Below are 25,189 nucleotides of genomic sequence, written 5' to 3' on the forward strand. Positions count from 1 at the left end.
GTTATCTCCCGGCGGCCGAAGCGTTGCTGTCGACAGGTGTGTGGATGAGGGCGTGGCGCAGCAGGTCGGCGATGATGCGCGGGCCTTCCTGGGTCAGTAGTGACTCGGCGTGAAACTGCATGGAGGCAAACGACGGCCCACGCAGGGCATGTACCTCGCCGGTCGCGCTGTCGCGGCTGATCTCGACGGTGCCGATACCGTTGATGTCCAGGCGGTCACTTGAGCTCTGGGCGGCGAAGGTGTTGTAGAAACCCACCCGTTCGGCGCTGCCAAACAGGTCGATTTGTTTTTGTACGCCCTGGTTGGGAATGGCCTTGCGTTGCAGCTCCAGGCCCAGGCACAGGCTCAACACCTGATGACTCAGGCACACCGCGAGGAACGGCCGCTGCTGGCTGAGCAAGGAACGGATGGCAACGTGCAGATGGTCGATTTTCGGCAGTTGGATACTGCTCGGGTTACCGGGACCGGGGCCCATGATCACCAGGTCGTAGCCATCAAAGCTGTAGTCGTCGCTGAAACTGCACACCGTCACCACCAGGCCCAGGGCCCGCAGTTGCTTGGCGATCATTGAGGTGAAGGTGTCTTCGGCGTCGACGATCAGCACCTGGCGCCCACTGAAGTCGGCCTGGGTCTGTTGCCGCTGCTGGCTGTCCATCAGCCAGAAGTCCGAGACGTAGGCATTGCGGCTGGCCAATGCCGCACGCACTTGCAGGTGGCTGCCGAAGCGCGAGGGCTGCTGGTTTTTCAGTGCGGCAATCAGGCCGGCGGCTTTGGCCCGGCTTTCGGCGGCCTCGGTCATCGGTTCGGAGTGACGTACGATGGTCGAGCCCACACTGATCCGCACCTGGCCGCTGTTATCGATGTCGGCGGTGCGAATCAGGATCGCCGAGTCCAGGGAGCGTCCGCCTTTGCCATCGCTGCCGATCAGTGCAGCCATGCCGCTGTAGTACGCGCGGCCTTGCGGCTCATAGCGCTGGATCACCCGGCAGGCGCTCTCCAGTGGGCTGCCGGTGACGGTGGGGGCGAACAGGGTTTCTCGTAGGATTTCCCGTACATCACGACGGGTCTTGCCTTCGATGAAGTACTCGGTGTGGGCCAGGTGTGCCATTTCCTTGAGGTAAGGGCCGAGGACGTGGCCGCCGTCTTCACAAATGCGCGCCATCATTTTCAGCTCTTCATCGACCACCATATACAGCTCGTCGGCCTCTTTGCGGTCGGCCAGAAAGTCCATGACTTCTGTTAGGTTAGGCCCGGCGGGCGGATAGCGGTAAGTGCCACTGATGGGGTTCATCACCGCGAGCCCATCCTTGACGCTGATGTGGCGCTCGGGGGACGCACCGACGAAGGTGCGGCTGCCGGTGTGGATGATGAAGGTCCAGTAGACGCCTTTTTCCCGCTCCAGCAGATGGCGAAAGAACGACAGCGCACTGGCCGGGCCGTACTCGCTAATCTCGGCCAGGAAGGTACGCTTGATCACGAAGTTTGCGCCTTCTCCTGAGCCGATTTCGTCAGCAATCACCTGGCTGACGATCTCGGCGTAGCTCGCGTCGCTGAGGTCGAAGCGTTCGCTGTTCAACTGGATCGGCACGTTGGGCAGCAACCCCAGCAACTGTTCGATACCGATGGATTGCTGCTCGGTGATTTTCATCGCCAGCAGCGGCGACTGATCGTCCACTGCCTCGAAGCCCCGTTCGGCAATCTGGCGGTAGGGAATCAGCGTAAGCACATCCAGGCGAGGTGCGCCGATCGAGGTGGCAGGCAAGTCGATATCGGCCAGGACCTGTGGCTCAGACATTTTCCCTATCAGCACATCCAGCAGGCCGGGTCCGTTGGATTCCGGGCGGTACAATAGGGCAAACGGCTCGGGCGCCGGTTGCAGGATACGCTCCATGAGGCGGGCGGCAGTTTGGCTCATGACACCACCTCGTCGGTGGTGATGACCATAGCGCAACGGCTGGCAGCGTATTCAATAGCCATCCAGTGGTGCGCCTTGCTGAAGTCGGCGATGGCGTCGGCAACGAGGAAGGGCTGGATATCGTTGGAGTAGGCATCCACGGTAGAAATCAGCACTCCGACATGGGCGTACACCCCGCACAGGATCAACTGATCGCGCTCGTTGGTGCGCATGTGCTCCAGCAAGTCGGAGTTGAAGAACGCGCTGTAGCGCCACTTGGTCAACAGCCAGTCACCGGGCTTGGGTGTCAGGGCGTCGACCACCTCGCGGTCGGTGGGGCTGGCCTTCATGCCTGGGCCCCAGAAGTCCTTGAGCAGCCCGCGTTGCTCCTCGCTCATGCTGCCGGGTTGGGCGGTGTAGGCCACCGGCACGCCGTTGTCGGCAGCCCACTGGCGAATGCGTGCGGCATTGCACACCACTTCTTCACGCAAGGCGTCGGGCAAGGGCCGCAGAAAGTAGCGCTGCATGTCATGCACCAGTAGCACGGCGCGTTCAGGGTCGATGCGCCATTGTGCGAGGTTGGGGGGCAGGTCGCGGGAAGTAGGCAGCGCGTAAGGGACGATCGATGGAATGCCGGTCATGGCGACAAACTCCAGTCAAAGGGAAGCAAGGGTGGAGGAGGGCAGGTTTTTCCAGGCCATCACCGCAGTAATGGCCTGCCACGGATTCAGACGCGGGTCGCACAGGCTTTTGTAGTGGCTGGCGACCTGGCTAAGGCCGGCGGCATCGGAGGCGCACTCGCTGACGTCGTCAGGGGTGGTTTCCAGGTGCAGGCCAGCGGCCACGCCCCCGGCCGTGTTCACGGCGTGCTTGAAGGCGGTGATTTCCTCGGTGATGGTCTGCACCATGCGGGTTTTGTTGCCGCAGGGCGCGACGATGGTGTTGCCGTGCATCGGGTCGCTCAGCCAGATGATCTTGTGGCCGGCGTGGCGCACCGCTTCAACCAGAGGTGGCAGGCGATCGGCGACCTTGTGGGCGCCCATGCGGGCAATCAGGGTCAGCCGGCCAGGTTCGCGTTTGGGGTCCAGGCGCTCGCACAGGCTCAGCAACTGGTCTTGGGTGATGTCCGGGCCAACCTTGCACGCTACCGGATTGAGGACTTCACTGAGCAGTGCCACATGGGCACCCGTCAGTTGACGGGTACGCTCGCCGATCCATGGCCAATGCGTCGAACCGAGAAACACCCGGCCTTGTTCATCCCGGCGCAGTTGTGGCAGTTCGTAGTCGAGCACCAGCATTTCGTGGCTGGTCCAGGCGGGAGAGCCGTTGAGTTGCTCCTGGCCTGCCGGTTCTTTCCAGCCCAGGTGTTGCATGATGTCCTGCGCGGCGCGATAGCCTCGAACCAGGCGTTGCGCATCATGCTGGCGATGGCCGCAGACGGCCTCGCGGCCGTTGACCATGTCGCCGCGATATACTGGCAACTCGACATCGCCAATGCGTTCGCTATTGTTGGAACGGGGCTTGGCAAACTGCCCGGCAATCCGCCCCACCCGTACCACCGGTTGCTGGGTCACCAGCCGGAACGCACCGGCCAGGATGTCCAGTACCGCGGCTTTGCAGGCTACATGGCTGGGAGCACTTTCATCCATGTCCTCGGCGCAGTCACCGGACTGGATGATCATTGCTTCGCCTGCCGCTACACGCGCCAATGTGGCGCGCAGCACCAGGATGTCCTCTACTCGAATCAGTGACGCGCTGTCCCTGAGGTAGGCCTGCGCGTCATGCAGTTGTGAGGGCTCGCTCCATTGAGGCTGTTGGAACGCTTCACAACTTAGAACCCGTTTCAGTATATCTTCCATGATGCGATCACTTTCCTGAGTGATTAAGTAGGAATGCCTTCGCGCTTGATTTGGGGTACCGGAATACTCAGCGCGCGCAACTGTTGGAAAACATTCATGAATTCGCGATTGCGCTTGATCTTGCCATTATCCAGTTCGAAGGAATGCAGGAAGTGGTTCTCGTAGTACCCCTCGGGGTAGCCGGGAAAGAGGATCTTGCCGTGACCTTTGCACTCGACCCAGAAATAATTGGGGTCGTCGGTACCGAATATCTTGATGTCGTACCATTCCCAGTCGGGAAAACATTTGAGCGACCAGACAGCATGCTCCGCGAGTTTATGTTTGCCGCTGATCACAATCGGTGCGCCGGTATCGGTAGTCCATAAACCACCACTACCGTCCTCGAGGAACAACTCATGTCGACGCAGGCGGTCCTGACCCTTGGTATTCATGTAGGTCTCGACGGTGGTGCGATTCTTCTCGCGAAGTTCGGACGCGTCACTGAAGTCGGGTTGGCTGATTGTGTCAAACATTATCAATACTCCTTTGATGTCTAAGTGGGAATGCCGTCACGCTTTATCTGCGGCATGGGTATTCCTAGTGCATGAAACTTCTGCACCGAGTTCATGAATTCACGGTTGCGCCTGATCCTGCCGTTATCGAGTTCGAAAGAGTGGAGGTAGTGGTTCTCGCAATAGCCTTCCGGATAACCCGGGATAAGCACCTTGCCGCGCCCGTCGGACTCCACCCAAATATGATTCGGGTCGTCGGTCTCGAAGATCCGTACGTTGTGCCATTCCCAGTCGGGGAAGCATTTCTCGAGCCACTCGGCAAGTCGTGCCAAGCTATTCCAGCCCCGGAAAATCAGGGGCACGCCTGTTTCGGTGGTCCAGTTTCCGCCGCAGCCATCCTCACTGAACAAGGTGTGGCGCTGCAGTCTCTCGGCACCCTTCATGCGCATGTAATTCTCGACCGTTGTGCGATTGATCCGACGCAACTCCAGGTTGTCAGCGAACCCTTTCAGTCGTTTGTAGTCCTGCATGGTATGAGCCTCGACATCTACTGGTTCCGTGGGGGGACCTTGGGGGTGTAATCGTGGACGGTAAGCTATGACCTGTTCGCCAAGACATGCCGGGTATAGCTGATGAAGTTGAAGTCGGGCCGCAACGCAATGTGCGAAGTTAGCGTTTGCACATCACGCCAGCTTTTCTGGATCAGGTTGCTGCTGTAGTGAGCTTGTGCGCCGCTCAAGCGGAAGATACGGTTGACGGCGTCCAGAAGCAGTTGCGCTGCGAAGGCCGCATCGCGGGCGCAACGTCCTATTTGCAGTGGCGGCAATTTGCCTTGGTCAATCGCCTGGCAGCTGTTGTGCAGCAACAGGTCACAAGCCTTCAGTGCACTCTCTGCGCTGGCATAAGCCATGGCCGTTTCGTCCGATGCCTCGGCGGGCAGACTGTCTCGCCACTGTTCGAGGCAATGCCATGCAGCCCCAAGACCACAGGCCAAAAACAACTGGGCGTCGGCGGCAATCGGTGAGGCCTGGTATTGCAGCCCTTGCGCATGGCGAGAACAGCCCCTGAGCAGATCGGCTCTAGCAAAGGTCATGTGGGCCGGTACAATTATCCCGTCCAAGTTGATCGAGCGACTGCCTGTGCCCCGCATACCCAGAGTTTGCCAATTGTCGAGCACCTCCCAGGTGTCGGCGGGAATCGCGGCAAAGAGTTGCTCCCCATCATCGACCTCAATGCACAGCAAGGCCCAATTGGCGAAGTCAATGCCCGACAGGTAATGCCATGTACCCGTCAAGCGCCAGCCACCCTCGACGGCCTCCACCTTACCGGTAGAGCGGAACGAGGCAGAGATGCGCACATCCTGGCTGTTCCCCCAAATCTCTCTTTGCGCCTTTACCGGAAGATACGCTGCCATGCGTCCTGCTACCGCTTGGATTACGGCATACCAGGCAGCGGAAGGGCATGCCTTGGCCAGCGTCATGACCCGATGCGAAAGGTCGGCAAAAGTGCCAGGTTGCCCGCCCTGTTCCCTTGGCACGAAGTAACGTGCAAAACCGGCGACCGTCAATGCATCGACTACTTCCTGGGCCAGCAAGCATTGCTGGTCAGCGTTTAACGCGTGCTGTGCCGCGACCTCACGGACACGCTCAATGGGAGTTAGTTGGGCGATAGCGCCCAGCGTTTCAAGCTGTTGCATCTGGTAGTCTCCTTGAAGAAGTCACGGTGTATTATTCAGCCGGCTGTGTGCGGGGCTTCAGGCTGTCTGGAGCAGCCTGTGCGCGACGGCTCCAGCCGAGCAGGTACGCCAGCATTAGGCCAAGGGAGGCCAATAGGTAGGCGAACATGCTGGAATAGCCCAAATGGTCCAGCAATACGCCGGCCAGTATTGGCAACAAGGTGCGACTCATCACGAACAGACTCGATTGGATGCCGTAATCCATCGCCAACAACCCTGGCCGTACGTGGTACATCATCAGGCCGAATACCAGGCCGTCCGAGGCACCCATTGCGTCAGGGCTCCAGCCCGGCAGCGTGCTTGCCGCCATCATCCCGAGTGCCAGCAGGTTGCAAGCATCAAACAAAGGCAACGCAACGCGTACTTCCCATTTGCACGATATGTAGCCACCAGCCAAACTGGGCACAGCAGCCACTATCCCTCCGCCCACGCCGACCAACTGTGCAATGCGTTCCGGGCTGAAACCCTGGTCGAGCTTCAGTGATTTGAGGAACACCCATACGGTGTCGATCAACGGGAAATAAAATATCAGTAGTACGGTCCAGACGCGGTGCCGGGGCACCTAAGACCACTCCAGCCATTGCCGGGCGCTTGTCCGTGGCATCGACATGTCGTGGCCTTCGGGGGGGAGGGGTGTTGAGGCCGGCTGCATAGAACGGACTGGCCCAGCCCATGTGGTTGTACAAGATCAGCATCAGACCACCGCCGACGATTGCACCCAGACAGGTAGCTGTCGAACGAATCGCACCAGCCTGCATGTGCTGAGTCTGCGGCAGAATTCGGATCGTCAGTGCGTTGACCGGCATATCGACCCAAGTGCCGAACAGGCTGACTGACATGGCGAGCACGAACAGCAACGCAAACGGCGTATCAGTTAGGTCATGAGCGCCCAGCGGCAGGGCACCGATATAGCCCACGGCCAGCAGCATGCCCCAATTGCAATAGCTGTCCCAGCCTAGTTGCCAACAGTCGACGGGTGTTGCCAGCAAGAGCTTGCCCAGCGCCGGCACCCCCGTCATCTGCATCAAACCTATCTGCGTGCCGCTCCAGTCGTGTTCGCGCATCATCAGCGGAAGGCCGATGAGCTGATAGATCAATGGCACCGTCAGTGCCAGATTGAGCCAATGAGTCAACAATTGTCGTGGCAACCAGGAAGCTGTATTCATCGCCGAGTCTCAGATGTGCCGTTGGTCGCGCCGTCCTGAAAGCTGTCGTAGGTAGTGTGGTTGAAGGCCAGTCCTCCGGTCATTTGCCAGCCGCCGCCGAGTAGACAGTCCAGGTCAAGGTCCACGCCCTTGGACGTGACCTTGGCGGCGCTGGCGGTGTAGATCACGCCCACTGCCGGCTGCATCTGCATGTTGTCGACTTTCATCACGTAGGCGGCGAGCGAGTAACGCAACTGTTTGTCCAGAGCCAAGCCTTTGAGCCCAGTTCTGTAAGACCAGATATCCTCCCGTGAATAAGAGGGGTAGTTCAGACTCGAGACAAAGATGTTGTAGCCAACTGCGCGTACCCCACGGCTAGCACTGATGTACCACTGGTTGGAGGGGGGGATCTGGTAATGCAGACTCAGCCTGGGAGAGACGTACGTCCAGCCTCGGCTACTGTGATCGACGCCGGTGGGGGTTATGTCCGCCGACATACGCTCGATACGCGCGCCTGCCGAGACGCTCCGGTCACCGCTGAGCGGTACGTTCCAGTGAGTGAACAGAGACACCGAATCAATCACCGCAACACTGGCCGGTACCATTTCCAGTGGTCGCTCGATCTTGTCGGCACTCGCGATCACAGAGGGCAGGGCAATGACGGTTGCATTTTCGGTGATATCCGAAGAGGTCTCTACAAACACTACCGCAGGGCAGGCAAGGACAGGCAAGGCAACGAAAACAGTGCAGAGCACCGCCTCGGGGGCATAACTCATGTGATAGCCAAGGCCGAAAGAGGCACTAATTAAGGTCGGGCCACTATAAAATGTCAGTGCGATTAAATCTTGTTACACTTATTTGGTGATCCGGATTATCTGTTTGGCATTTCGGATCCCCTGTGGTGGTCTAATAAAACCGGCACCCATTTCGGCGAGAATGCTCGCCAAGCCGAGGTGTCAGATGACCGCAACGCCGTGTGTTTTCCGCTGAATTCAAACGCGAGGCCGCGACCTCGTACTCAAGCAAAACTACAGTTTCATCGAAGCCAGCCGTTCATTCGATGTCGGCGAATCGGCCTTGCGCCGTTGGGTTGATCAAGTTCAGAAGGAATGCCAAGGCGTTACCCCACAGAGCAAAGCGCTGACACCGGAACAGCAGAAAACCCAGGAGTTGGAAGCCCGGATCGCTCGCCTTGAACGGGAAAAATCGATATTAAAAAAGGCTACCGCGAAGATCACGAGCGTTCGCGCTGATTGACCAGCTGAGCGTCCACGAGCCGGTTGCTTGGCTGTGCAAGGTGTTTGAAGTCACCCGCTTGTGTTCCTACGCCCAGCGTCTCAGACGCCGGACTCCTGATATTGAGCGGCTTGAAAGCTGACAACCTTTATTGGGGCAGTTTTCAATCAGCCCAACATGCTGTGGAAGGCTGGTTCGCGCAACTGGAAAGACGAGCGCTGTACCGGGGCGCTTTCGCCAGCGTTGCGGACCTGAAGGCAGTGACCAACCAATTTATCGAGGCTCACAATGAGCATTCAGCCAAGCCGTTCACATGAAATAAAACGGCTGAGATCATCATTAGCTCGGCGTATAAAGCGAAGCTGAGCGTGATGAAAAATAAATTAATGGATTAACCGCTCAGCTCACTAGGAGTCACTCGGTTCATGCACCTTTCGTCTTGCACTCAGCAATGACTTGGGTGTGAGCTTGTAATACTTTTCGAACGCAGTACTGAAGCTCGATAAGTGCTGAAACCCGACCTTGTATGCCACTGTGGAAACATACATCCCTGCCTCCAGAAGTTCCCAGGCCTTCCTCATCCGGATGTCTGTTAGCATACGGTGCGGGCTGGTACCAAACACCTTACGAAACCCCTCTTTGAGCTTGAATTCGTTGGTGCCCAGCGTAGCGCATAGATAACTCACGGTTAATGGCCGGTCGAATTGGCTCATCAAGATATCCCGCGCACTCAGCATCACGTCCTGATCTTTCGAATTGACCCTGCTCTGGGTGCGAGTTGGTGCAGGTGCAAACGGTCGGATTTGCTCGGACAATAGCCCGAGCGCGGTAATGTGGATATCAAGCAGCCCTCCAGAATGGTCGTGCAGGTGAACCAGCGAGTCGGCCAGCCTTTGCGTGGCCGCGCCATACTTGCCGCAGAATAGTTTTTTGGCCGACAGGTCTTTAACAGTACCGTCGAGCAAGTATTCCAGCCCGTACCGCTGTAGCAGCGGCGTCTTGGCGATCAGACGTAACTGGCGGATAGCCTGTTTGGCCGGATAGCTCCGCTCGCCACGCAAACTACCATAGGTGGAGACGGTGCTATGGCCGCAGATGAAGTCGAAACGCTGCCCGTCTTTGCCGGTACTACTTGATTGTCCCGAAAGAGCAATCGCCACCGTCAAGGAGCGCTCACCCTCAAACGAGCCGGTTTCCACTAAATCATCGTGGGGATTGAAATTGGAGTAGGCTACAGCCAAGCCGTCCTCGAACGTCAGATAGTCAGTAAAACAGGTTCCCAGGCTTTCCGGAAATTGAGAGCGTTGCCAAGGCGATTGACCCAAGCAAGAAGGTGCCTCCCTATCCGTGGAAGAAAATCGATAACTCATTTTCATCATTCCTTGTGTTGCTCTTATCCAAGAACGGGTGGGTGTAGTAGTCAACTAATCACGGACACGACGTTAAGTTTTTTCTCGGCCTGAGCTGGCGCGAGCCCAGCGTTGAATTGATGGGGCCGAATCCAGTTGTACCGACGCATCAAGAAATGACTGGTGTCGCGTTGGGCCTCTTGGGCCGTTCGGTAACCCGTGGTTGGTATCCATTCGGTTTTCAAACTCCGGAACACACGCTCCATCGGCGCATGTCCCAGCAATTTCCTCGCACCTTGAACCGGCTCAGTTGCTCACCGTCGTCACGCATCATCGACAAGATGCTGCGGCTGCCTGCAGCACTGCGACTTTCTGTGAATAATTCATTGACCCGACTGCGCAGCCGGGGCGGCGTTGATTGTGCCAGGGGACTTACGATAGAGGCCGACTGCCAATCCCAAAATGATGATCGCAATTGAAATCAAGTTAGGTGTCGAGATGTGTTCGCCGATAATCAGCATCGAACTGCCGATGCCGAATACCGGAATCAGCAACGATAGCGGTGCCACTGTTGAAACAGGATAAAGCTTCAACAGCGAGTTCCATCCCCAATAGGCAAAGTGTGTGGCCAGATAAACCTGGAAAATAATCGATAGCACAGCCGTCAGGTCGAGACTGCTTTGCAGGTTCTCAAAGGGCGCGGCACCCTGCATGAGCCAGGCGATGAAGAAGAGTGGGATGGGTGGAAACAGACTGGCCCAGACCATAAATGAAAAGATCTCTTTGACACCGGATTTCTTGATAATGACGTTGCCGATGCTCCATGCGACGGCACTCAGCACAATCAGCAGTACTCCAAGTATCGCGTGCTCCCCTTGCTGGGTAGAAATGATGCCTGCCAACCCAACCAATGCCAGCAGCGCACCGAGAAACTGAGCACCGCGAAGCTTCTCTTTGAACAGTAACGCCCCCCAACCCATGGTGAAGAACACGCTGAGCTGGATGATCAGCGAAGCAATACCGGGGCTGACGCCGACCTGAATGCCATAGTTGATCACGCCCCACATACCCAATCCAAAAATGAAGCCGTAGGCGGCGACATAGCTGAACTTGATGGCGGGGCGTTTTATGAAGAACACCAAGGGTATGGCGGCGAGTGCAAAGCGTATACCAGTTAACACAAAGGGATCGATCGAGCGTAATCCCAGCTTGGTGATTGGAAAGTTAACTCCCCACACCAGGGTGACCAATATCGCCAGCACCAAATGTTTTTTCTGCATGTTACTAGCCTCACGTTAAGCGGCATACCGCGGTAGCGGTATGCCGCATTCCAATCAGTTCAATGTGAACCGCTTTTGCATCAGGCAAAGCCCTGTGATTTCCATCAGAAGGTTATCTGCCGATGCACGCTGTGCCGGTGATAGCGAAGGCAGTTTGGCCAGCAGGCCGCGAACCTTGACCGGGTCGAAGAATGGAACCTGGCTCAGTGCCGGGCCGTTGAGTACGTCGTGCATCATTTCATACAGTTTCGACTGCGGGCTCTGGGCGGCAGGTGGTGCACGGAAGTACTGTTTCTTACGGTCATACACGGCCTGAGGAACGTATGGCCGCATAGCCTCACGCAGTGCGTATTTCTCAGTGGCGCCACGGACTTTCATCGAGACTGGGAGACGGCACGCAGCTTCGATCACCCGGTGATCGAGCAGAGGCGGACGACCTTCCAGGCTGCCAGCCATTTCCATGCGATCACCCAGGGAGGTCAGTACCACGTTGGGCAGACTGGATTTGGCGACCATGTACAGCGAACGGTTCACGGGTTCCCAACCATTGAGAGCTCTAGGGCTCAAACGGTCATAGAACTGGCGATAGGCATCCACGTCACAGAAACGCTCACGGAAGTCATCACTGTACAGTTGCGCAAGCGGGCTAAACAGCGCGGCCTGGGTTTCGAGCCAAGACACGCCGTGACCTAGCTCCTTGTGTACCCAGTCAACGCCGCCGGTGCCGCCTTCCAGGTAGCGGTTTTCGCTTTCATGCAGGCGTTTGGCCAATGCAGCGATGACGCCCGGGTCCTGATGCTCATGGTTGTAGAGCACCATATCGCGTCGGTAATGAGGATAACCGCCGAAAACCTCGTCGGCGCCTTCACCGGTAAGTACAGCACGCATGCCTTGTTTCTGAACAAACTTGCACAGCAGGTACTTGGCGACGCTGTGGGCATTGGCGAAAGGCATCTCCGCATGCCAGAGGGCGTTTTCGAAGTTATCGGCCATGTCGGACGAGTTGACCGACAACACATGCAGGTTGGCCCGATTATGCTGGGCGGCTATTTCTGCGTACTCGCGTTCGTCAAAACCTTCTGCGCCTTCGAAAGACAGGTGGAACGCCTCCAGAGGTTTGCCGGTCAGCTCGGTTGCGATCCCCAACATGGCCGATGAATCGAGGCCGCCGCTCAGGCACACGCCCACCGGTACGTCAGCGTGCAGTCGCAGACGTACCGACTCTTCAATGGTATGGCGCAGGGACTCGATCATCTGGGCTTCAGACTGGTTGCTGCCAGCCGTGTCGCTCGTAGGGAAGTCCCAATCCCAATACTGTTCGGTTTGTAGGCCACTGCTGTCCGCGATGATCCAGCAGCCCGGTTTTACGCTGCGGATATTCTTGAAAAGCGTCCGGTCTCGCAGGATGAAGCCCCGGTTGGCGTAGGCTTCATGGTCCCATTGCGCCGGAACACCGGCCGCGAGCAAGGCCTTCACTTCAGAGGCGAAATACCAGGCCCCCTCATGCTCGGTGTAATACAGCGGTTTGACCCCGACGCGATCACGCACGGCAAACAGCATCTTGCGCAGGCGATCGAAAATTAAAATGGTAAATTCGCCACGCAATTGCTTGAGACCGCGCACGCCGTGTCGACGGTACAGGTGCATCGCGATTTCACTGTCCGACGATGTCTTGAAGCGGCAGCCGACGCTTTCCAGTTCCTTGCGAATCCGTTGATAGTCGTAGAACTCCCCGTTGACCATCATTACCAGGTCGCCCTCGTCGGCGACGATGGGTTGAGTCCCGTTTCCAAGCCCGACCAGCCCTAGTCGCACGTAACCGAAGGCTGCTTGACCTTGCGGGTCAAACCATTGGCTCGAACTGTCCGGGCCACGGTGATGAATCGCTCGCAGGGCGGCATCGAACATGTTCGGGTTGAAAGCACGCGCTTGCTTGGAGAAGACCCCAATGTATCCACACATATGAATTACTCTAGATATTTTATAAGCGGCTAAAAGTTAGATGACGTTTAGACTGCAATTCAAGATTCTTTTGCAACGCTCGGGCTCGTGTGCCCGGCTGGCAATTGAGCGCCGATCGAGTTGAGGATGTCTGGCATGGCGGAGTAATCAGCTTCGCCGGATTCCTTGAACTGAGTGGGCAATGACAACGAATGATCGCCGTGTAACTCAAGCAGTTGCGGAAGGATGTTTCGCCACGCGGCTATTTCCCGCATCGGGAAAATACGAATGGCATTGGCGGTGCCCTCGGCGAACAACTTTTTTTGACGTTCACAAAAGTCAGCGTATATCCGCTGCACAAACATTGGGAAGATATGTTTGTGGACCACTTCGTCTTTTTTATGGAGTGCCACGGCGTGGCGGAACACGGGTTGTATCTGCGGCGAGTCACTCAGGTCGGACAGGTAATCGCTGATGAACGTTTCCGAGACCAGAGAAAAGGCCAGGCGATAGACTTTGAAATCGGCCTCCGACAGGGTGCCCTGAACCTGGTTCAGATGCCGCGTCAACTCAAGCTCCGGCCATTTGATGTTCATGCCACGTTGGGTAATGGCCAGTTCGCACATGTTGATTGAGAACAACGTATGAAAAGCTTCGTCCGCCAGAGTCTCGGAAATTGTTGCAGCGCTCGCATAACTAAGTCGCGGACCAAGGTGGAGCAAATCGATGCACGATGGACAAATAATCTCGGTTTCAATAGCTATCGTTTTCTGATTGTAGATAATCCACCCAGCCGAAAGAATGAGTAACTTCAATTCAATAGGGTATTGCCTATAGTTACTGTCTTCGTAGAAAGGAAGCAGTGTTTCCAGAAAGTCAGGAGCATTAAGATCAAGTTTGATCTCGGGGCGTTGAGAGTCGAGTTTTATCTGTGCTCGCTTGTGCCAGCTTCGTTCGATTTTGATCAGTCGTTCGTCAGAACTGTCATTGCTTCGATATAGGTCATCTTGAACACTATGTTGAAACATTTTTCACCAATTTTACAATTGTTTTATGGCCATCCATGGGCTTGCCGAATGCTTCGGCAACTATCACGTACGGGGATTACAGGGTGGGGGCAGTTTGAATTTTGTTATTTTTACGGTCGAGGAAGTCAGCAAGACGATCCTGGGTACGGGCATCCGATGAAACTACGGCGGCAATCAGCGCCTCGGTGACCAGACCATCTTGTTGACTTTGATCGACAATCCTCGGCAGGACGTGGGTCACTGCGTAGTTGGTCATTGGTAAGTTGCTTGCCACTTTGTTCGCCAATACGATGGCTTTATCAAGTACTTGGCCAGTGGGCACCAGGTATTGGGCAATTCCGCGCTCATAGCTTTCTTGAGCGTAAAGCGTGCGTCCGGTGAGCATCATGTCGGTCATCAGGGCAATGCCGGCAATCCTTGGAAAGCGGACCGAAGCACCAACGCCCACATACAAGCCACGCATGCCTTCAGGCAGAGAGAAGAAGGCACTGTCGTCCACTACGCGCAGACTGCAAGCCGTGGCAATTTCCAGCCCGCCCCCGATGGCTGCGCCTGTAATGGCGGCAATCACCGGTACTTTACCGAATTGGATAAGGTCAAACGTAGCGTGCCATTCACGGAAAGAATGCACACTGTCGATGACTGATAGGTCTCTGATTTCAGATAAATCGAGACCGGTGCAAAAGTGCTGACTGGTGCTGTAAATCACAGCAGCACCCACTCCATCGGGGATGTTGGAAAATGTTTCGCGCAGTTCGTGCATCATTTCCAGTGACATGGCATTGCGCTTTTGCGGTCGATTCAAACCTACCAGCAGAACAGCACCCTCTACTCTGACATCCAAGTAGTTCCTGACAACCGTCATTCGAATCTCCCTTCGAATTGCCCCATTTTTGGAGATGCGATTCTATGACTCAAAATTTTGGCCTGCTTGCTAAAGCAGGTCTATTTTTGTCAAAATCGGGCCATGTCGATAAATCAAACACTGGATCCCTACGAGCATGGAAGCCCCGATGCTGTGGTGAACCTGCGCAAGTACTCTTCGGGTACTGTTTTTGCGCGGCACACGCACAGTCGTGGTCAATTTGCGTACGCCTCGACGGGCGCGTTGAAGATGTTCACCGATCTGGGGAATTGGGTTGTCCCGCCTCAAAGAGCGCTTTGGGTTCCCGCATGCGTGTCGCATGAAATGCATATGCGCGGCGACGTGACCATGATCAATACTTACCTCGATGAGGCTGCTGCCAGTCGTGCTGGTTTGCCGGGGCATTGCCAGGTCTACGATGTTTCGCCGTTGCTCAGGCATCTGTTGGAAGCGGCGCTGGCCATCGACCCGGAGCAAGCGCCCAATATCCGAAGCCAGTCCGTACAGTCGCTGCTGGTGGATGAAATCGGCGCCATGTCGGAGCTTCCATTGAGCGCACCATTGCCTTCGGAACCTCGACTGGCCCTATCGTGCCATCGATTCCTGGATGCCCCCACGCAGAATATTTCCATCAGTGAAATGGCCAGTTGGTCGAGCATGAGCCGGCGAACATTCACGCGAAGTTTTCGGGAAGCGACCGGCATGAGTTTTGTATTCTGGCGGCAACAAGTCTGTTTGCTGGAAGCAACCTCCAGACTAAGCAATGGTTCATCTATCACCGAAGTGGCGATTGATCTGGGTTACAGCAGCCCAAGCGCATTTACCTCGGTATTTCGGCGCAACCTAGGGGATTCACCGGGGCGTTATCTGGCCAAGTCCAAAGGCGCATCGATGTTCTGAGCGGTTGACCGAGAGAAAACGACCGCCCCTTGGCAGTTCGATTCGCCATCTCAACGGAGTGAGAGTCACCATGCGAACAATGAGCGAGACAATCGAAGCGCTGAAGCACGGCAATGTCAGTGCACTGGAGCTGGTCCACGCGGCGCTGCGCAAGAATGAGATGACAGAACATGTGTTCATATCCCTGCTCGAATCTCAAGCGCTCTCAGCGGCACGGCAATCCATGGCGCGCCGGCAACAGGGCGAGACGTTAAATGCTGCGGACGGCATTCCATTCGCGGTGAAGGATCTCATCGACGTGGCTGACAGCCGTACCACCGCAGGCTCCCTTACCCGTAACGAATTGGCGCCAGTGACGCAGGATGCGCCGGTTATTGCTCGGCTGCGCAACGCTGGCATGATCCCGATCGGCAAAACCAACCTCACCGAATTCGCTTACTCGGGCCTGGGCCTGAACCCGCATTACGGCACGCCCACGGCGGATTTCAAACCGCTAGAGGCGCGAGCACCTGGCGGCTCTTCATCCGGGTCAGCGATTGCGGTTCAACGGGGTATCGTTTGCGTTGCCATCGGCACTGATACGGCGGGTTCCATTCGCGTGCCAGCGGCGTTCAACGGCCTGACAGGGTTCAAAGGCTCCAGTCATCGATACGACATGAGCGGGATTCATCCGCTGGCAGTCACGTTCGACAGCCTGGGCTGCTTTGCCCACAGCGTGCAGGACTGCGTGACATTGGATCGGCTTATGCGTGGCGTATCCGGGCCGAGCCACCCCTCGGTTGACCTAAGGGACGTTCATTTCGTAGTGGAAACTCAGATTCTCGAAGACCCAGAGCTCCAGCCTGCGGTCCGCGCAAATTTCCTGGCCACTCTGGATCTGCTTGAGCGCGCGGGGGCCCATCTTCATTACAGGGCTCTGGCTTCGGTTAGCCGGACTCGCGAGGCAATCAAACATCTGGGATGGTTGGGGGCCATTGAAGCCTGGCGCTTGCTTGGGGGGATAGTGGAAAGTCCGGACGGTTTACGTCTGGATCGTCGAGTTCGCAACCGACTGCTCGTCAGTGCAGCACTTCCTGCCACCATCGAAGCCGAGCTTCGGCTGTTGCGAAGCGAGTTGATGCAGAAACTCAGTGAGGAACTCAACGGCGCCATTTTGCTGATGCCGACCGTCAAACATGTCGCTCCACCGCTCGCTGCGCTGGAGGCAGATGATGCACTGTTCGCCACCACTAATCTGCGAACCCTGGCCTACACCATGATCGGCAGCTTCCTCGATATGCCAGGACTGGCCATTCCCTCTGGAGTTGACCCACAAGGGTTGCCGACATCGGTCCTTATCTCTGCACTCCAGGGCCGAGACGACGACGTACTGGGTGTCGGAATAGCCGTCGAGCTTCTTCAAAAGAACGGGTGAAGGACACTGTGGTAAAAAAAAACGCGGGCAGTGCAACACCGTACCGCAAGGATGTTGCACAGTCGCCTCGTTGGTTTTCCGGAAATTCACGAACCGCAACAAGCTGGATGAACTGCTGAATCTCGCGATGTCAGAGAGTCGCATCTTGCAACTGAGCGAGTATGGCGCGGCGGCCGGCCGCGAGTTCGTCGCGCGCTTTGGCGCGCCGGGCCACGCCACTAGCATGAACTGGGAGAACCATCAACTGATCCGCTTGCGGCTCAAGTGAATGGACCTTGTCCCATACACTTCATCTGTCCGCAGTCTTACTGCATCGACTCGAGCACACCGAAGACTTTCCTCGGAGGATCCGCATAGTGCGCAATGTGATCGAGGCGTCCGATATCCGTAGACCGGAAATGCCTGGGCTTTTGGCTGATGTTCGACTCATCGTTGTGAATGGCATCCTCAAAGGTGTTTCTACTTTTAACGCTTTGCAGCGAGCGGATGAAAGGCGCAAGGCGATCTTCTTGGAAGCCTTTCCTGAGCTGCGCACCACGCTCCACGCTCCACAATCTGGAAGATCACCCGCTGCTTCGCGGTTGCATAGCTGTTTTCGACCTGGAGCCGACCACGCACTCAAGCGTTCTGCTAGAACGGGCCGAGGCATTCCACGCACTCTTCGACACCGATGAGCATTTGCTGGCCATTACTGGGGCGTTGCTTGCCATTGGCGACTATTCGCGCAGAGCTCCGAGGTGGGCAGGCTACAGTTTCTGCGATTTTGGCAGCTCTACACATTTGAAACCTTGGCGGAAGATCTTTACGGGTAAACCGGAAAAGCACCTGATCGATGTAGTGATGACGCTGCTGGATCTGGTGGCGGAACACCACCATGACCTAGCCAGCCTTCAACAAGTTCAGCAGGACTTCATCCTCGCATGCGAGGAAAGCGAACTCCTGGATTGGCGCTACTACCTGGTCAAGTACCCGGTGATGCGCTCTGGAAAGTCGGGGCGCTACTCAATCCACTCGAATGGTTACAGCATCTGCATGCTTCACAAATTGCAGATGAATAGCTACCACCACGATCCCTATCTGACCGCCCTTTTCCATGAAGGCGTGCCTGGCTCTTCGGAGCAAAACTTCTGGTGCTACGGCTATGAAATGGAATCACGGCGCATGCAAATTGAAGGTGGCATTGTCAGCATTCAGAGTGTTGACCTGGGCTGGCAGTTGTCTGATTTACCCAATGATCCGGCTCAAAGAGCCAGCTTTGACAAGGTTTGCGTGGAGTTGGGAATCGGAGCAGATCACCTGTATCGGATAAGCCAATCTGGCAAACTTGGCGCCGATGTGCGGGACGCAGTGTCAGAATGTTCGGCGACTCCGATTGATCATGTCGATCGACAACATGACCAGCAAGCGCATTGCGGTGGCAACGCTACCGTTGCTGCAGTCATCCAGTCGCAGCAGAAACCTGCCTAGGTCGGCTGGCCTTTCGATCGCCGGGTTGCTGGTGACGACGTGGCGGATCTTCAACTCCTCGATGTTGCTGACTGCCACGTTGCGCTCCACCCAGCCGCGCCCCTCGGCAAAGCCCAAAATTGCACGGATGATGGGGCGCACGCGCCGAGCCATGGCGATGGTGCGCTGGCGCCGCAGCTCGGTGATAATCGTGGTGATGTGCTCCAGCTTGATCTCGCTGACTGGCTTTTTGCCAATGGCGGGCAAGATGTGGTTGTTCAGAGCTCCGCGGAAACCCGCGATGGATTTGGTCACCAGTTCGGCAGACTTGAATGCCAACCAATGCTCGGCCACGTAGCCGAAGGTGCGCTCTTCGTTGAGCAACTGTGTCTCGATCTTGGCGGTCTTGGCTTTGAGCGGGGCGATGTGGTTAGCCACGTCACGGCATGCACCGCGGGCAATGTCGCGCGCCTCCTTCAGCCCGATGTCGGGGTACGCACCAATCGAGAATCGGTTCTCCTTGCCGTGCAGCCGATACTTTAAGCGCCAGGACTTGGAAGGGGATTTTACGACCTTGCTCGACGCCCTCACCTCCAAGTAGAGACCAGGGACTTCGCCGTCGGCGTGTTTGCCGGGTTCGGTCAGCGAGCGGGAAGGCATCGCTGAGTTTTCGTCTGAAAACAGGCGCGTTATCTGGGGGGCATCGGTGGGGGCACCGTTTTTTAAAAGTCGATATTTGCCCCTAATTATGCCCCCCATAAGCTCTGGAATCCATTGGGTTCAGTGGACTGAGTTATCTATAACACCTTGTTATTAAATGGTTTTATGGATTTTGGTGGAATTCCATTACAGGCTATCAGGGTCCCCAAAAAACATCTGAATCCGCGACCTTAACCACCGCTCACCCGGATCATTATCCTGTGACCCGCGCCAAGCCATGTGCAATTCAAAACTGCGCACCGGCAACGGCGGATCTTCGGCTCGCACACCACCCGCCGCGGTCAACGCTTCAGCTGTGTAATCAGGCACGGTCGCAACAATATCGGTGCCGCTGATCAGTGTGCTCAACCCATTGAACTGCGGCACCGCCAGCACCACATGCCGTTTGCGCCCGAGTTTCTCCAGTTCTTCATCTATAAAGCCGCTCAGGTCGCCCGCGAATGAAACCAAAGCGTGGGGGCGGGCGCAGAAATCATCCAGGCTCAACGGCCCCGGCATGGTGTCGGCTCGCAACAATTTCGGCATGCTGCGGCGCAGCACTTTGCGCTTGGCGTTGGCTGGCAGGTCAGCGGTGTAGCTGACGCCGATGGAAATCTCGCCCGAAGCCAGCAGGCTCGGCATCAGAATGTAATTGGCCCGACGCACCACCAGCACGATCCCCGGCGATTCTGCGCGCAAACGCTTGAGCAGCATCGGCAGCAGCGCGAATTCAACATCATCCGACAGGCCGATGCGGAACACCGTGGTGCTGGTCGCCGGGTCGAATTCCGCTGCACGACTGACCGCGGTGGAAATCGAATCCAGGGCCGGCGAGAGCAGGGCGAAGATTTCCACCGCCCGGGCGGAAGGCTCCATGCTGCGGCCGGTACGCACGAACAACGGGTCGTCGAACAGCCCGCGCAGGCGCGAGAGCGCCGCACTGATGGCCGGCTGGCCGAGGAACAGTTTCTCCGCAGCGCGGGTCACACTGCGTTCGTGCATCAGTGTTTCGAAAACGATCAACAGGTTCAGGTCGACACGACGCAGGTCATTACGATTCATCTGGAGTCCTGGCAGATTCAGCAAACTTGACGTGAGCGGCCTTATGAGAACAATGGCCGGCGTGAATCTTACGGGCAAAGGCTGGTACTCTGCACAGAGTAATTCAGTTTTTTCTGAAAGGCTGCTTCGGTTTTTACGGCATTGGATGATGTCGCCGTCGCTGCGGAATCAATGACAGGCATGTCGACTATTAATAGCCACTGATGGTCTTGGGTAGAAAGCCCAGATAGAGTTCAGGGCATTAGAGGTTACTTTGACGAGGTTTGCGATGTCCCGCACGATCCGTTTTCACAAGTTTGGTCCAGCCGAGGTGCTCAAATGCGAAGAGCATGCGGCCGCTCTGCCTGCGCCGGGCGAAGTGCAGGTGCGCGTCGAAGCGATAGGCATCAGCTGGTACGACATTCTCTGGCGCCAGAACCTGGCCTCGTCCCATGCTCGTCTGCCTTCAGGCCTTGGCCATGAAATGGCTGGCGTGGTCACGATGGTCGGCGAAGGCGTCGATGATCTGGCCGTTGGTGACAAGGTCGCCAGCTTCCCGGCCGAGAGTCCCAACGACTACCCGGTTTACGGCGAACAGATCGTTCTGCCGCGCTCGGCATTGACCCGTTACCCGGACGTACTCAGCCCGATCGAAGCCAGCGTGCACTACACGCCGCTATTGATCGCTTATTTTGCCTACGCCGACCTGGCGCGAGTCAAACCCGGGCAATTTGCCCTGGTGACCGATGCCAGCCACTGCGCCGGGCCGTCGTTCGTACAACTGGGCAAAGCCCTCGGTGTGCGAGTGATTGCCGCGACCAAAACCGCGGATGAGCGTGAGTATCTGCTGTCCCTGGGCGCCGAAAAAGTCATCGTCACCGAGGAACAGGATCTGCTGATGCAGATCAACAAGATCACCGATAACCGCGGCGTCGATGTGGTGTTCGATGGCCTTGGCGGGCCGCAGATGTCGCTGCTCGGCGATGTGCTCGCACCTCGCGGCAGCCTGGTGCTCTATGGCCTGCAAGGGGGGAACCAGACGCCATTCCCGGCCTGTGCAGCGTTCCAGAAGAACATTCAGTTCTTCGTACACTGCATCGGTAACTTCACCGGCAAACCGGAGCTGGGCATCATCCAGGATCAGGCCGCACTGCAACGTGCCCTGCGCGATATCAACCAGTTGACCGCGGATCGTGTGCTGCTGCCGCTCAAGACCCGGGTGTTCCCGTTTTCCGAATTTGTCGAAGCCCACCGCTATATGGACGAATGCCCATGCCGCGAACGGGTCGCCCTTCAGGTCGAACCTGCCTGAGCCCTTCCTCTGCAAGAGTCCGTGAGAGCACGGACTCTTCTGCTGGTAGTCACTCCCAAATGAGACGTCCATCGATCTGTCGGTGGGCCGGTTCAGCAACTGAACTGGTTTTTGCTCTCGATCTGTATCTTCTAATCATTATATAAGCCCTGATAATTGAATGATTAATTTCATCTCAAGGAAAGAGTCATGGCCGTGTATCAGGCTGAAACTCCTCAATGCGCGCTGGTAATATATGCTCAACAAATAATGCGGCGTCGCTCAGTTGTCTTACATTCATGGGCAACTTCTTTCTTTATTTCTTGTGCTAAGTGTCTGTGGGACGCTGTCGGAAATTTCCTAGGAAAGCGCGCGGGAGCGCAGGGCGCCCATTCTACCGAGCGTTGCGGCGATCCTGATGTCCTGGGGGTACCCGTGACATGCAATTATTTCAAATAATTACACCGTGCTTAAGTGCTAGCATTTGAACAACGCCCCGGCACTTTCTTCATGACAGATACCTATTGCGCAATACACCTCGTTGTTTGCGTGGCATTGAACTTATGAGTCACAGGTAAATAATGATGACCGCTACCCATGATCAGGCAATGAACTATGTTTATCAGCAAATGCTGCAGCGTTTACTGAGTTTTTTTTCTCGCGCCGAGCGCACGGCATTGCAACTGATGATTCAGCGTTTGGTGATGTCCGCAGGAGGTATGGAACGTATCGGCGATTACAAGGTGCTGGCGATCCAGTCCGGGTCCCGCGACAGCTGCTACACCTTGGCGCTACTGCGCGCCGCGCAACTGAGTATCGCCGGCCGGGCACCGGCGACGTTTCAGCTGCGAGTGGCGACCTTGCGCTCGAACGGTGCGGCCTCGGCGGCCCTGGAAAACATCCATCGCAGCTGCAGTGCGTTGTTTCTCTACGACGATCCCCGGGTCGAAGTGTTGATGGTCGATAATCGTGAAGTCCAGCCGTTCAACCATCTGGCGCCGATCTCCGAAGCCGGTCGCGAGTCGAATCGGCTTAATCTGCTGATGGTCGGGCACCGCCGTGCCTGGGACGGGCCGCTTGATCTGTGGGATGACGGGTACCTGGCGACCGGGGAGTTTTACGGACAAATTGCCCGCTGGGACCAGGGGGTCGATGCATTGGTCAGTAGCGATACGCCCCGCCGGCAGAAGCAGTTTCTTGAGGGATTGAATCGTGCAGCGGTCAAGGCTGGGCTCAAGGCGTCGGGCTGTCATGAAACGGGTTACGAGGGCCTGTTCGAGCGGCTCGATGAATTGGGCAACGATTGTTATCGCGAGTTTTATCCTGAGTCCGCCCAGGCGGCGTGGCGTCCCGCCGAGCATTTTGAAGAATGTCGCCGCACGACCTTCATCGATATTAACGACATGCTGGTCAGCAACCTGGAAGAGCGCTGGCCGTTGCTCACCGATTTCCTCGGGTTTCAACCTGACGAGTTGTCGGCCCATCTCAGTGATAATGACTACGTCAGCCTGTCGATATCCGCGCATCTTCGTGGCTTGCAAGCGTGTTTTGTACACGGTCATACCTACGAGGCGGGCGTCAACGAGTTCTTGCAGCGGGCGCTGGTGATGATGCGTCGTAAACAAGTGCCGGAGCGCTTTTGCGAACAGGCCATGGAGACCTTCGGCAACCCGATGACAATGACCGACCAGCGCGCATTGGCGGCGGTCGAAGCACAAAAGAACCTCGGTTTGAGCGAGGCTCAGCTGGTGTGCCTGCTGTTCGCGCCTTTTGTTGATAACGGCGCGGCGCTTGAGCATTTTCTTCGTCAGTGCCATCCCGGTATGCTCGTCGCGTTACCGGACTTGCACCGGGCAATGCAGGGCGGCCCGGCACCCGAGCAGGTTCTGCAGTGGATGGTCGATGTCAGCGGGTTGCCTGTGAGTCTGATCGGTACGCTTTACCGCATGGCCCCGGTGGTTCGGGATGAGGGCAGGGGGCTCGGCATGGAAAGCGGCGACGTGGGTGGGCAAGCCGAAGTCGTGGAACCTGACAGTGAAACAACCGTGGCTGGCGAATGGTCGACGGGCCGGTGAAAGTGCCAGGTTTGACGGATTCGGCAAGGATGCGTCACGACGTTTGTAGCCTGTTCGGCCGTTACCCATGAAAGGACCACGAGATACCGATTTTGCGTACCAGGCGGTGTACCGTTACCTGACTAACCTGATCAATGAGCCGGGCAGTGACGTGCAAGTACGCCTGCCCTCATTGCGACAGTTGGCGCAGCGCCTGAGTGTGTCAATCTCGACCATCCAGTACGCCTATTCGCTGCTGGAAAAGGAAGGGCGCGTCTATTCAGTGGCCAAGTCCGGCTATTACGCACTCCCCGTGTCCTCAATCGGCATTCCCGGCAGCGGCAAGGACCTGCTCGAAACGGTTTATGTCAATGCCAGACGTCCCGGCATGCTGGTGCTGAGCGCCGATGAGCCTGCGTCATTACAACCCCTGGATAGCCCGTTGCTGTTGCTGGAGCGAGAACTGCTGCGCCAGTATCCGCGTCAGCCACAACCGTCATCGCAACCCTGCGGCGAACTGGAGCTGCGCACAGCCCTGGCGGCGCGCTACACCACTTCGCCGACACGCTGCTGGCATGCCGATGATGTCTATATCGGCGCCGACCTGCGGGGAGTCCTGGAAATACTGATTGCCGCCCTTGGTCTCAAAGATGCGGTGGTGGTGGTCGAGTCGCCGTGCGACTGGGTGATTCTGCGCCTGCTCCAGGGCGCGGATGTGAAGGTGATCGAATTGCCGTTGCAAGCCGATGGTGGTCTGGATCTTGAGCAGTTGAACCATTTGCTTGAGACCGAGCGGGTGCGGCTGGTGATGCTTTCATCGGGACTGAACATGCCCCGGGGCAGTGTGGCGCCTGACAGCAACAGGCAATCCGCCGCACAGCTGCTGAAACGACATGGTAGTTGGGTGTTGGAAAACGATTGTTACGACGAACTCGAATTCGAGCCGAACGGCCTGCGGTTTCGCGATCTGCTGGACCCTGACCGGCTGATCGTGTTTTCCACGTTCGAGAAAATCATCGGGTCGGAGGCGCCCTATGGCTATGTGCTTTCGCGACGGCTGCGCGTCGACCTGCAACGGCACTTTCTGCTACGCGCTTTCCGTCTGTCGCTGATTCGTCAGAAAGCCATTGCGCGGCTGTATAGCAACGGACGCATCGATCAACACCTGCTGGTGTTGCGTCGACTGCTCAAGGAACGCATGGTGCAGATGACCCGGTTGCTTGAAGAGCGTCTGCCCGATGCGCTGCACTTCGTTGAACCCCAGGGTGGGGCGACGATCTGGATCCGCTCGTTGCGTCAGGTCAATGTGCATCGAGTGTTCGAGCGTTTGCTCAAGCAGCATGTGGTGATTGCGCCGGGAGAACTGTTCAGCCTGCAAGGATTGCATGGGCAGCATTTGCGCCTGAGTCATACCTTCGGTGGTCACCATGACCTCGCCGACGCACTGGGACTGTTGGGAGATGCCTTGCGCCTGGAGTCGATCGACTGAGCCGAGGCAAAATCCTCCCCGGAACCTGACAA

Annotated in this window: 22 protein-coding genes and 4 pseudogenes; 9 read left to right on the top strand and 17 right to left on the bottom strand. The window is 56.9% G+C overall.

The window, feature by feature from the left end; translation table 11 throughout:
• Position 1: 1 nt before the first annotated feature.
• The 9 genes from F6R97_RS00465 to F6R97_RS00505 all read right to left on the bottom strand — a co-directional run bounded on the left by F6R97_RS00465 (position 2) and on the right by F6R97_RS00505 (position 7,900).
• On the bottom strand, positions 2-1,891 hold the full coding sequence (locus F6R97_RS00465) for an anthranilate synthase family protein (RefSeq protein WP_390176078.1): 1,890 nt from the start codon (positions 1,889-1,891) through the stop codon (positions 2-4).
• Positions 1,892-1,911: 20 nt separating this feature from the next.
• Positions 1,912-2,535: an isochorismatase family protein gene (locus tag F6R97_RS00470; protein WP_038983370.1), complete on the bottom strand. Its 624-nt coding sequence runs from the start codon at positions 2,533-2,535 to the stop codon at positions 1,912-1,914.
• A 15-nt stretch (positions 2,536-2,550) separates the two neighbouring features.
• A complete protein-coding gene (locus tag F6R97_RS00475) occupies positions 2,551-3,753 on the bottom strand; it encodes a 3-deoxy-7-phosphoheptulonate synthase (protein ID WP_048393487.1) in 1,203 nt (400 codons plus the stop codon).
• Positions 3,754-3,776: 23 nt separating this feature from the next.
• Positions 3,777-4,265 (bottom strand): PhzA/PhzB family protein, encoded by a 489-nt coding sequence (locus F6R97_RS00480; protein ID WP_038983368.1) that lies wholly within the window; start codon positions 4,263-4,265, stop codon positions 3,777-3,779.
• Positions 4,266-4,285: 20 nt separating this feature from the next.
• Positions 4,286-4,774, bottom strand: a complete 489-nt coding sequence (locus F6R97_RS00485; protein WP_038983367.1) for a PhzA/PhzB family protein — start codon at positions 4,772-4,774, stop codon at positions 4,286-4,288.
• Positions 4,775-4,839: 65 nt separating this feature from the next.
• Positions 4,840-5,940 (bottom strand): hypothetical protein, encoded by a 1,101-nt coding sequence (locus F6R97_RS00490; RefSeq protein ID WP_050682527.1) that lies wholly within the window; start codon positions 5,938-5,940, stop codon positions 4,840-4,842.
• Positions 5,941-5,971: 31 nt separating this feature from the next.
• Positions 5,972-6,292, bottom strand: a complete 321-nt coding sequence (locus F6R97_RS00495; RefSeq protein ID WP_151152195.1) for a hypothetical protein — start codon at positions 6,290-6,292, stop codon at positions 5,972-5,974.
• Between the two features lie 25 nt (positions 6,293-6,317).
• On the bottom strand, positions 6,318-7,145 hold the full coding sequence (locus F6R97_RS00500; RefSeq protein ID WP_315865810.1) for an MFS transporter: 828 nt from the start codon (positions 7,143-7,145) through the stop codon (positions 6,318-6,320).
• Positions 7,142-7,900, bottom strand: coding sequence for a TonB-dependent receptor (locus F6R97_RS00505; protein ID WP_038983366.1), 759 nt, complete (start codon positions 7,898-7,900; stop codon positions 7,142-7,144). The genes F6R97_RS00500 and F6R97_RS00505 overlap by 4 nt, the downstream gene beginning before the upstream one ends.
• Before the next feature lie 200 nt (positions 7,901-8,100).
• Between F6R97_RS00505 and F6R97_RS00510 the strand changes: the two are divergent.
• Both F6R97_RS00510 and F6R97_RS00515 read left to right on the top strand, forming a co-directional pair.
• A pseudogene (locus F6R97_RS00510) lies at positions 8,101-8,493 on the top strand (transposase); the annotation flags it as partial.
• Between the two features lie 43 nt (positions 8,494-8,536).
• A pseudogene (locus tag F6R97_RS00515) lies at positions 8,537-8,755 on the top strand (IS630 family transposase); the annotation flags it as partial.
• A 12-nt stretch (positions 8,756-8,767) separates the two neighbouring features.
• Here F6R97_RS00515 and F6R97_RS00520 read toward each other — a convergent pair.
• The 6 genes and pseudogenes from F6R97_RS00520 to F6R97_RS00545 form a co-directional block, all read right to left on the bottom strand.
• Positions 8,768-9,730: a helix-turn-helix transcriptional regulator gene (locus tag F6R97_RS00520; RefSeq protein WP_048393485.1), complete on the bottom strand. Its 963-nt coding sequence runs from the start codon at positions 9,728-9,730 to the stop codon at positions 8,768-8,770.
• Between the two features lie 50 nt (positions 9,731-9,780).
• A pseudogene (locus tag F6R97_RS00525) lies at positions 9,781-10,001 on the bottom strand (integrase core domain-containing protein); the annotation flags it as partial.
• Positions 10,002-10,092: 91 nt separating this feature from the next.
• Entirely contained in the window at positions 10,093-10,989 is an 897-nt protein-coding gene (locus F6R97_RS00530; protein WP_038983364.1) for an EamA family transporter, read from the bottom strand.
• A gap of 54 nt (positions 10,990-11,043) precedes the next feature.
• Positions 11,044-12,951 (bottom strand): asparagine synthase (glutamine-hydrolyzing), encoded by a 1,908-nt coding sequence (asnB, locus tag F6R97_RS00535; protein ID WP_038983363.1) that lies wholly within the window; start codon positions 12,949-12,951, stop codon positions 11,044-11,046.
• 59 nt (positions 12,952-13,010) lie between these two features.
• Complete coding sequence (locus F6R97_RS00540; protein WP_050682531.1) at positions 13,011-13,958, bottom strand: diiron oxygenase; 948 nt, start codon at positions 13,956-13,958, stop codon at positions 13,011-13,013.
• Between the two features lie 76 nt (positions 13,959-14,034).
• Positions 14,035-14,823, bottom strand: coding sequence for a crotonase/enoyl-CoA hydratase family protein (locus F6R97_RS00545; protein WP_048393480.1), 789 nt, complete (start codon positions 14,821-14,823; stop codon positions 14,035-14,037).
• Between the two features lie 102 nt (positions 14,824-14,925).
• Between F6R97_RS00545 and F6R97_RS00550 the strand changes: the two genes are divergently transcribed.
• The 4 genes from F6R97_RS00550 to F6R97_RS00565 all read left to right on the top strand — a co-directional run bounded on the left by F6R97_RS00550 (position 14,926) and on the right by F6R97_RS00565 (position 18,604).
• The gene (locus F6R97_RS00550; RefSeq protein ID WP_038983361.1) at positions 14,926-15,723 is read left to right on the top strand and encodes an AraC family transcriptional regulator; all 798 of its coding nucleotides are present in this window, start codon (positions 14,926-14,928) and stop codon (positions 15,721-15,723) included.
• Positions 15,724-15,802: 79 nt separating this feature from the next.
• Positions 15,803-17,137 carry an amidase family protein gene (locus tag F6R97_RS00555; protein ID WP_231669731.1) on the top strand — a complete coding sequence of 445 codons (1,335 nt, stop codon included), beginning with the start codon at positions 15,803-15,805 and terminating at the stop codon, positions 17,135-17,137.
• A gap of 127 nt (positions 17,138-17,264) precedes the next feature.
• Complete coding sequence (locus F6R97_RS00560; RefSeq protein WP_156877856.1) at positions 17,265-17,405, top strand: hypothetical protein; 141 nt, start codon at positions 17,265-17,267, stop codon at positions 17,403-17,405.
• A 170-nt stretch (positions 17,406-17,575) separates the two neighbouring features.
• Entirely contained in the window at positions 17,576-18,604 is a 1,029-nt protein-coding gene (locus F6R97_RS00565; RefSeq protein ID WP_315865811.1) for a hypothetical protein, read from the top strand.
• Here F6R97_RS00565 and F6R97_RS00570 read toward each other — a convergent pair.
• Positions 18,521-19,319 (bottom strand): annotated as a pseudogene (locus tag F6R97_RS00570) (tyrosine-type recombinase/integrase); the annotation flags it as partial. The gene F6R97_RS00565 and the pseudogene F6R97_RS00570 sit on opposite strands and share 84 nt — an antisense overlap.
• 110 nt (positions 19,320-19,429) lie before the next feature.
• Complete coding sequence (locus tag F6R97_RS00575; RefSeq protein WP_038983357.1) at positions 19,430-20,344, bottom strand: LysR family transcriptional regulator; 915 nt, start codon at positions 20,342-20,344, stop codon at positions 19,430-19,432.
• Positions 20,345-20,612: 268 nt separating this feature from the next.
• Here F6R97_RS00575 and F6R97_RS00580 point away from each other — a divergent pair, with 268 nt between their 5' ends.
• From F6R97_RS00580 to F6R97_RS00590, 3 genes are all read left to right on the top strand, one after another.
• Positions 20,613-21,635, top strand: coding sequence for a zinc-dependent alcohol dehydrogenase family protein (locus F6R97_RS00580; protein WP_008006061.1), 1,023 nt, complete (start codon positions 20,613-20,615; stop codon positions 21,633-21,635).
• 563 nt (positions 21,636-22,198) lie between these two features.
• Complete coding sequence (locus F6R97_RS00585; RefSeq protein WP_315865812.1) at positions 22,199-23,689, top strand: hypothetical protein; 1,491 nt, start codon at positions 22,199-22,201, stop codon at positions 23,687-23,689.
• Positions 23,690-23,756: 67 nt separating this feature from the next.
• Positions 23,757-25,157, top strand: coding sequence for a PLP-dependent aminotransferase family protein (locus F6R97_RS00590; RefSeq protein WP_315865813.1), 1,401 nt, complete (start codon positions 23,757-23,759; stop codon positions 25,155-25,157).
• The last annotated feature ends 32 nt before the right edge of the window (positions 25,158-25,189 follow it).

Source organism: Pseudomonas sp. JV414 (genome assembly GCF_032424305.1).
Taxonomy (GTDB): domain Bacteria; phylum Pseudomonadota; class Gammaproteobacteria; order Pseudomonadales; family Pseudomonadaceae; genus Aquipseudomonas; species Aquipseudomonas lini.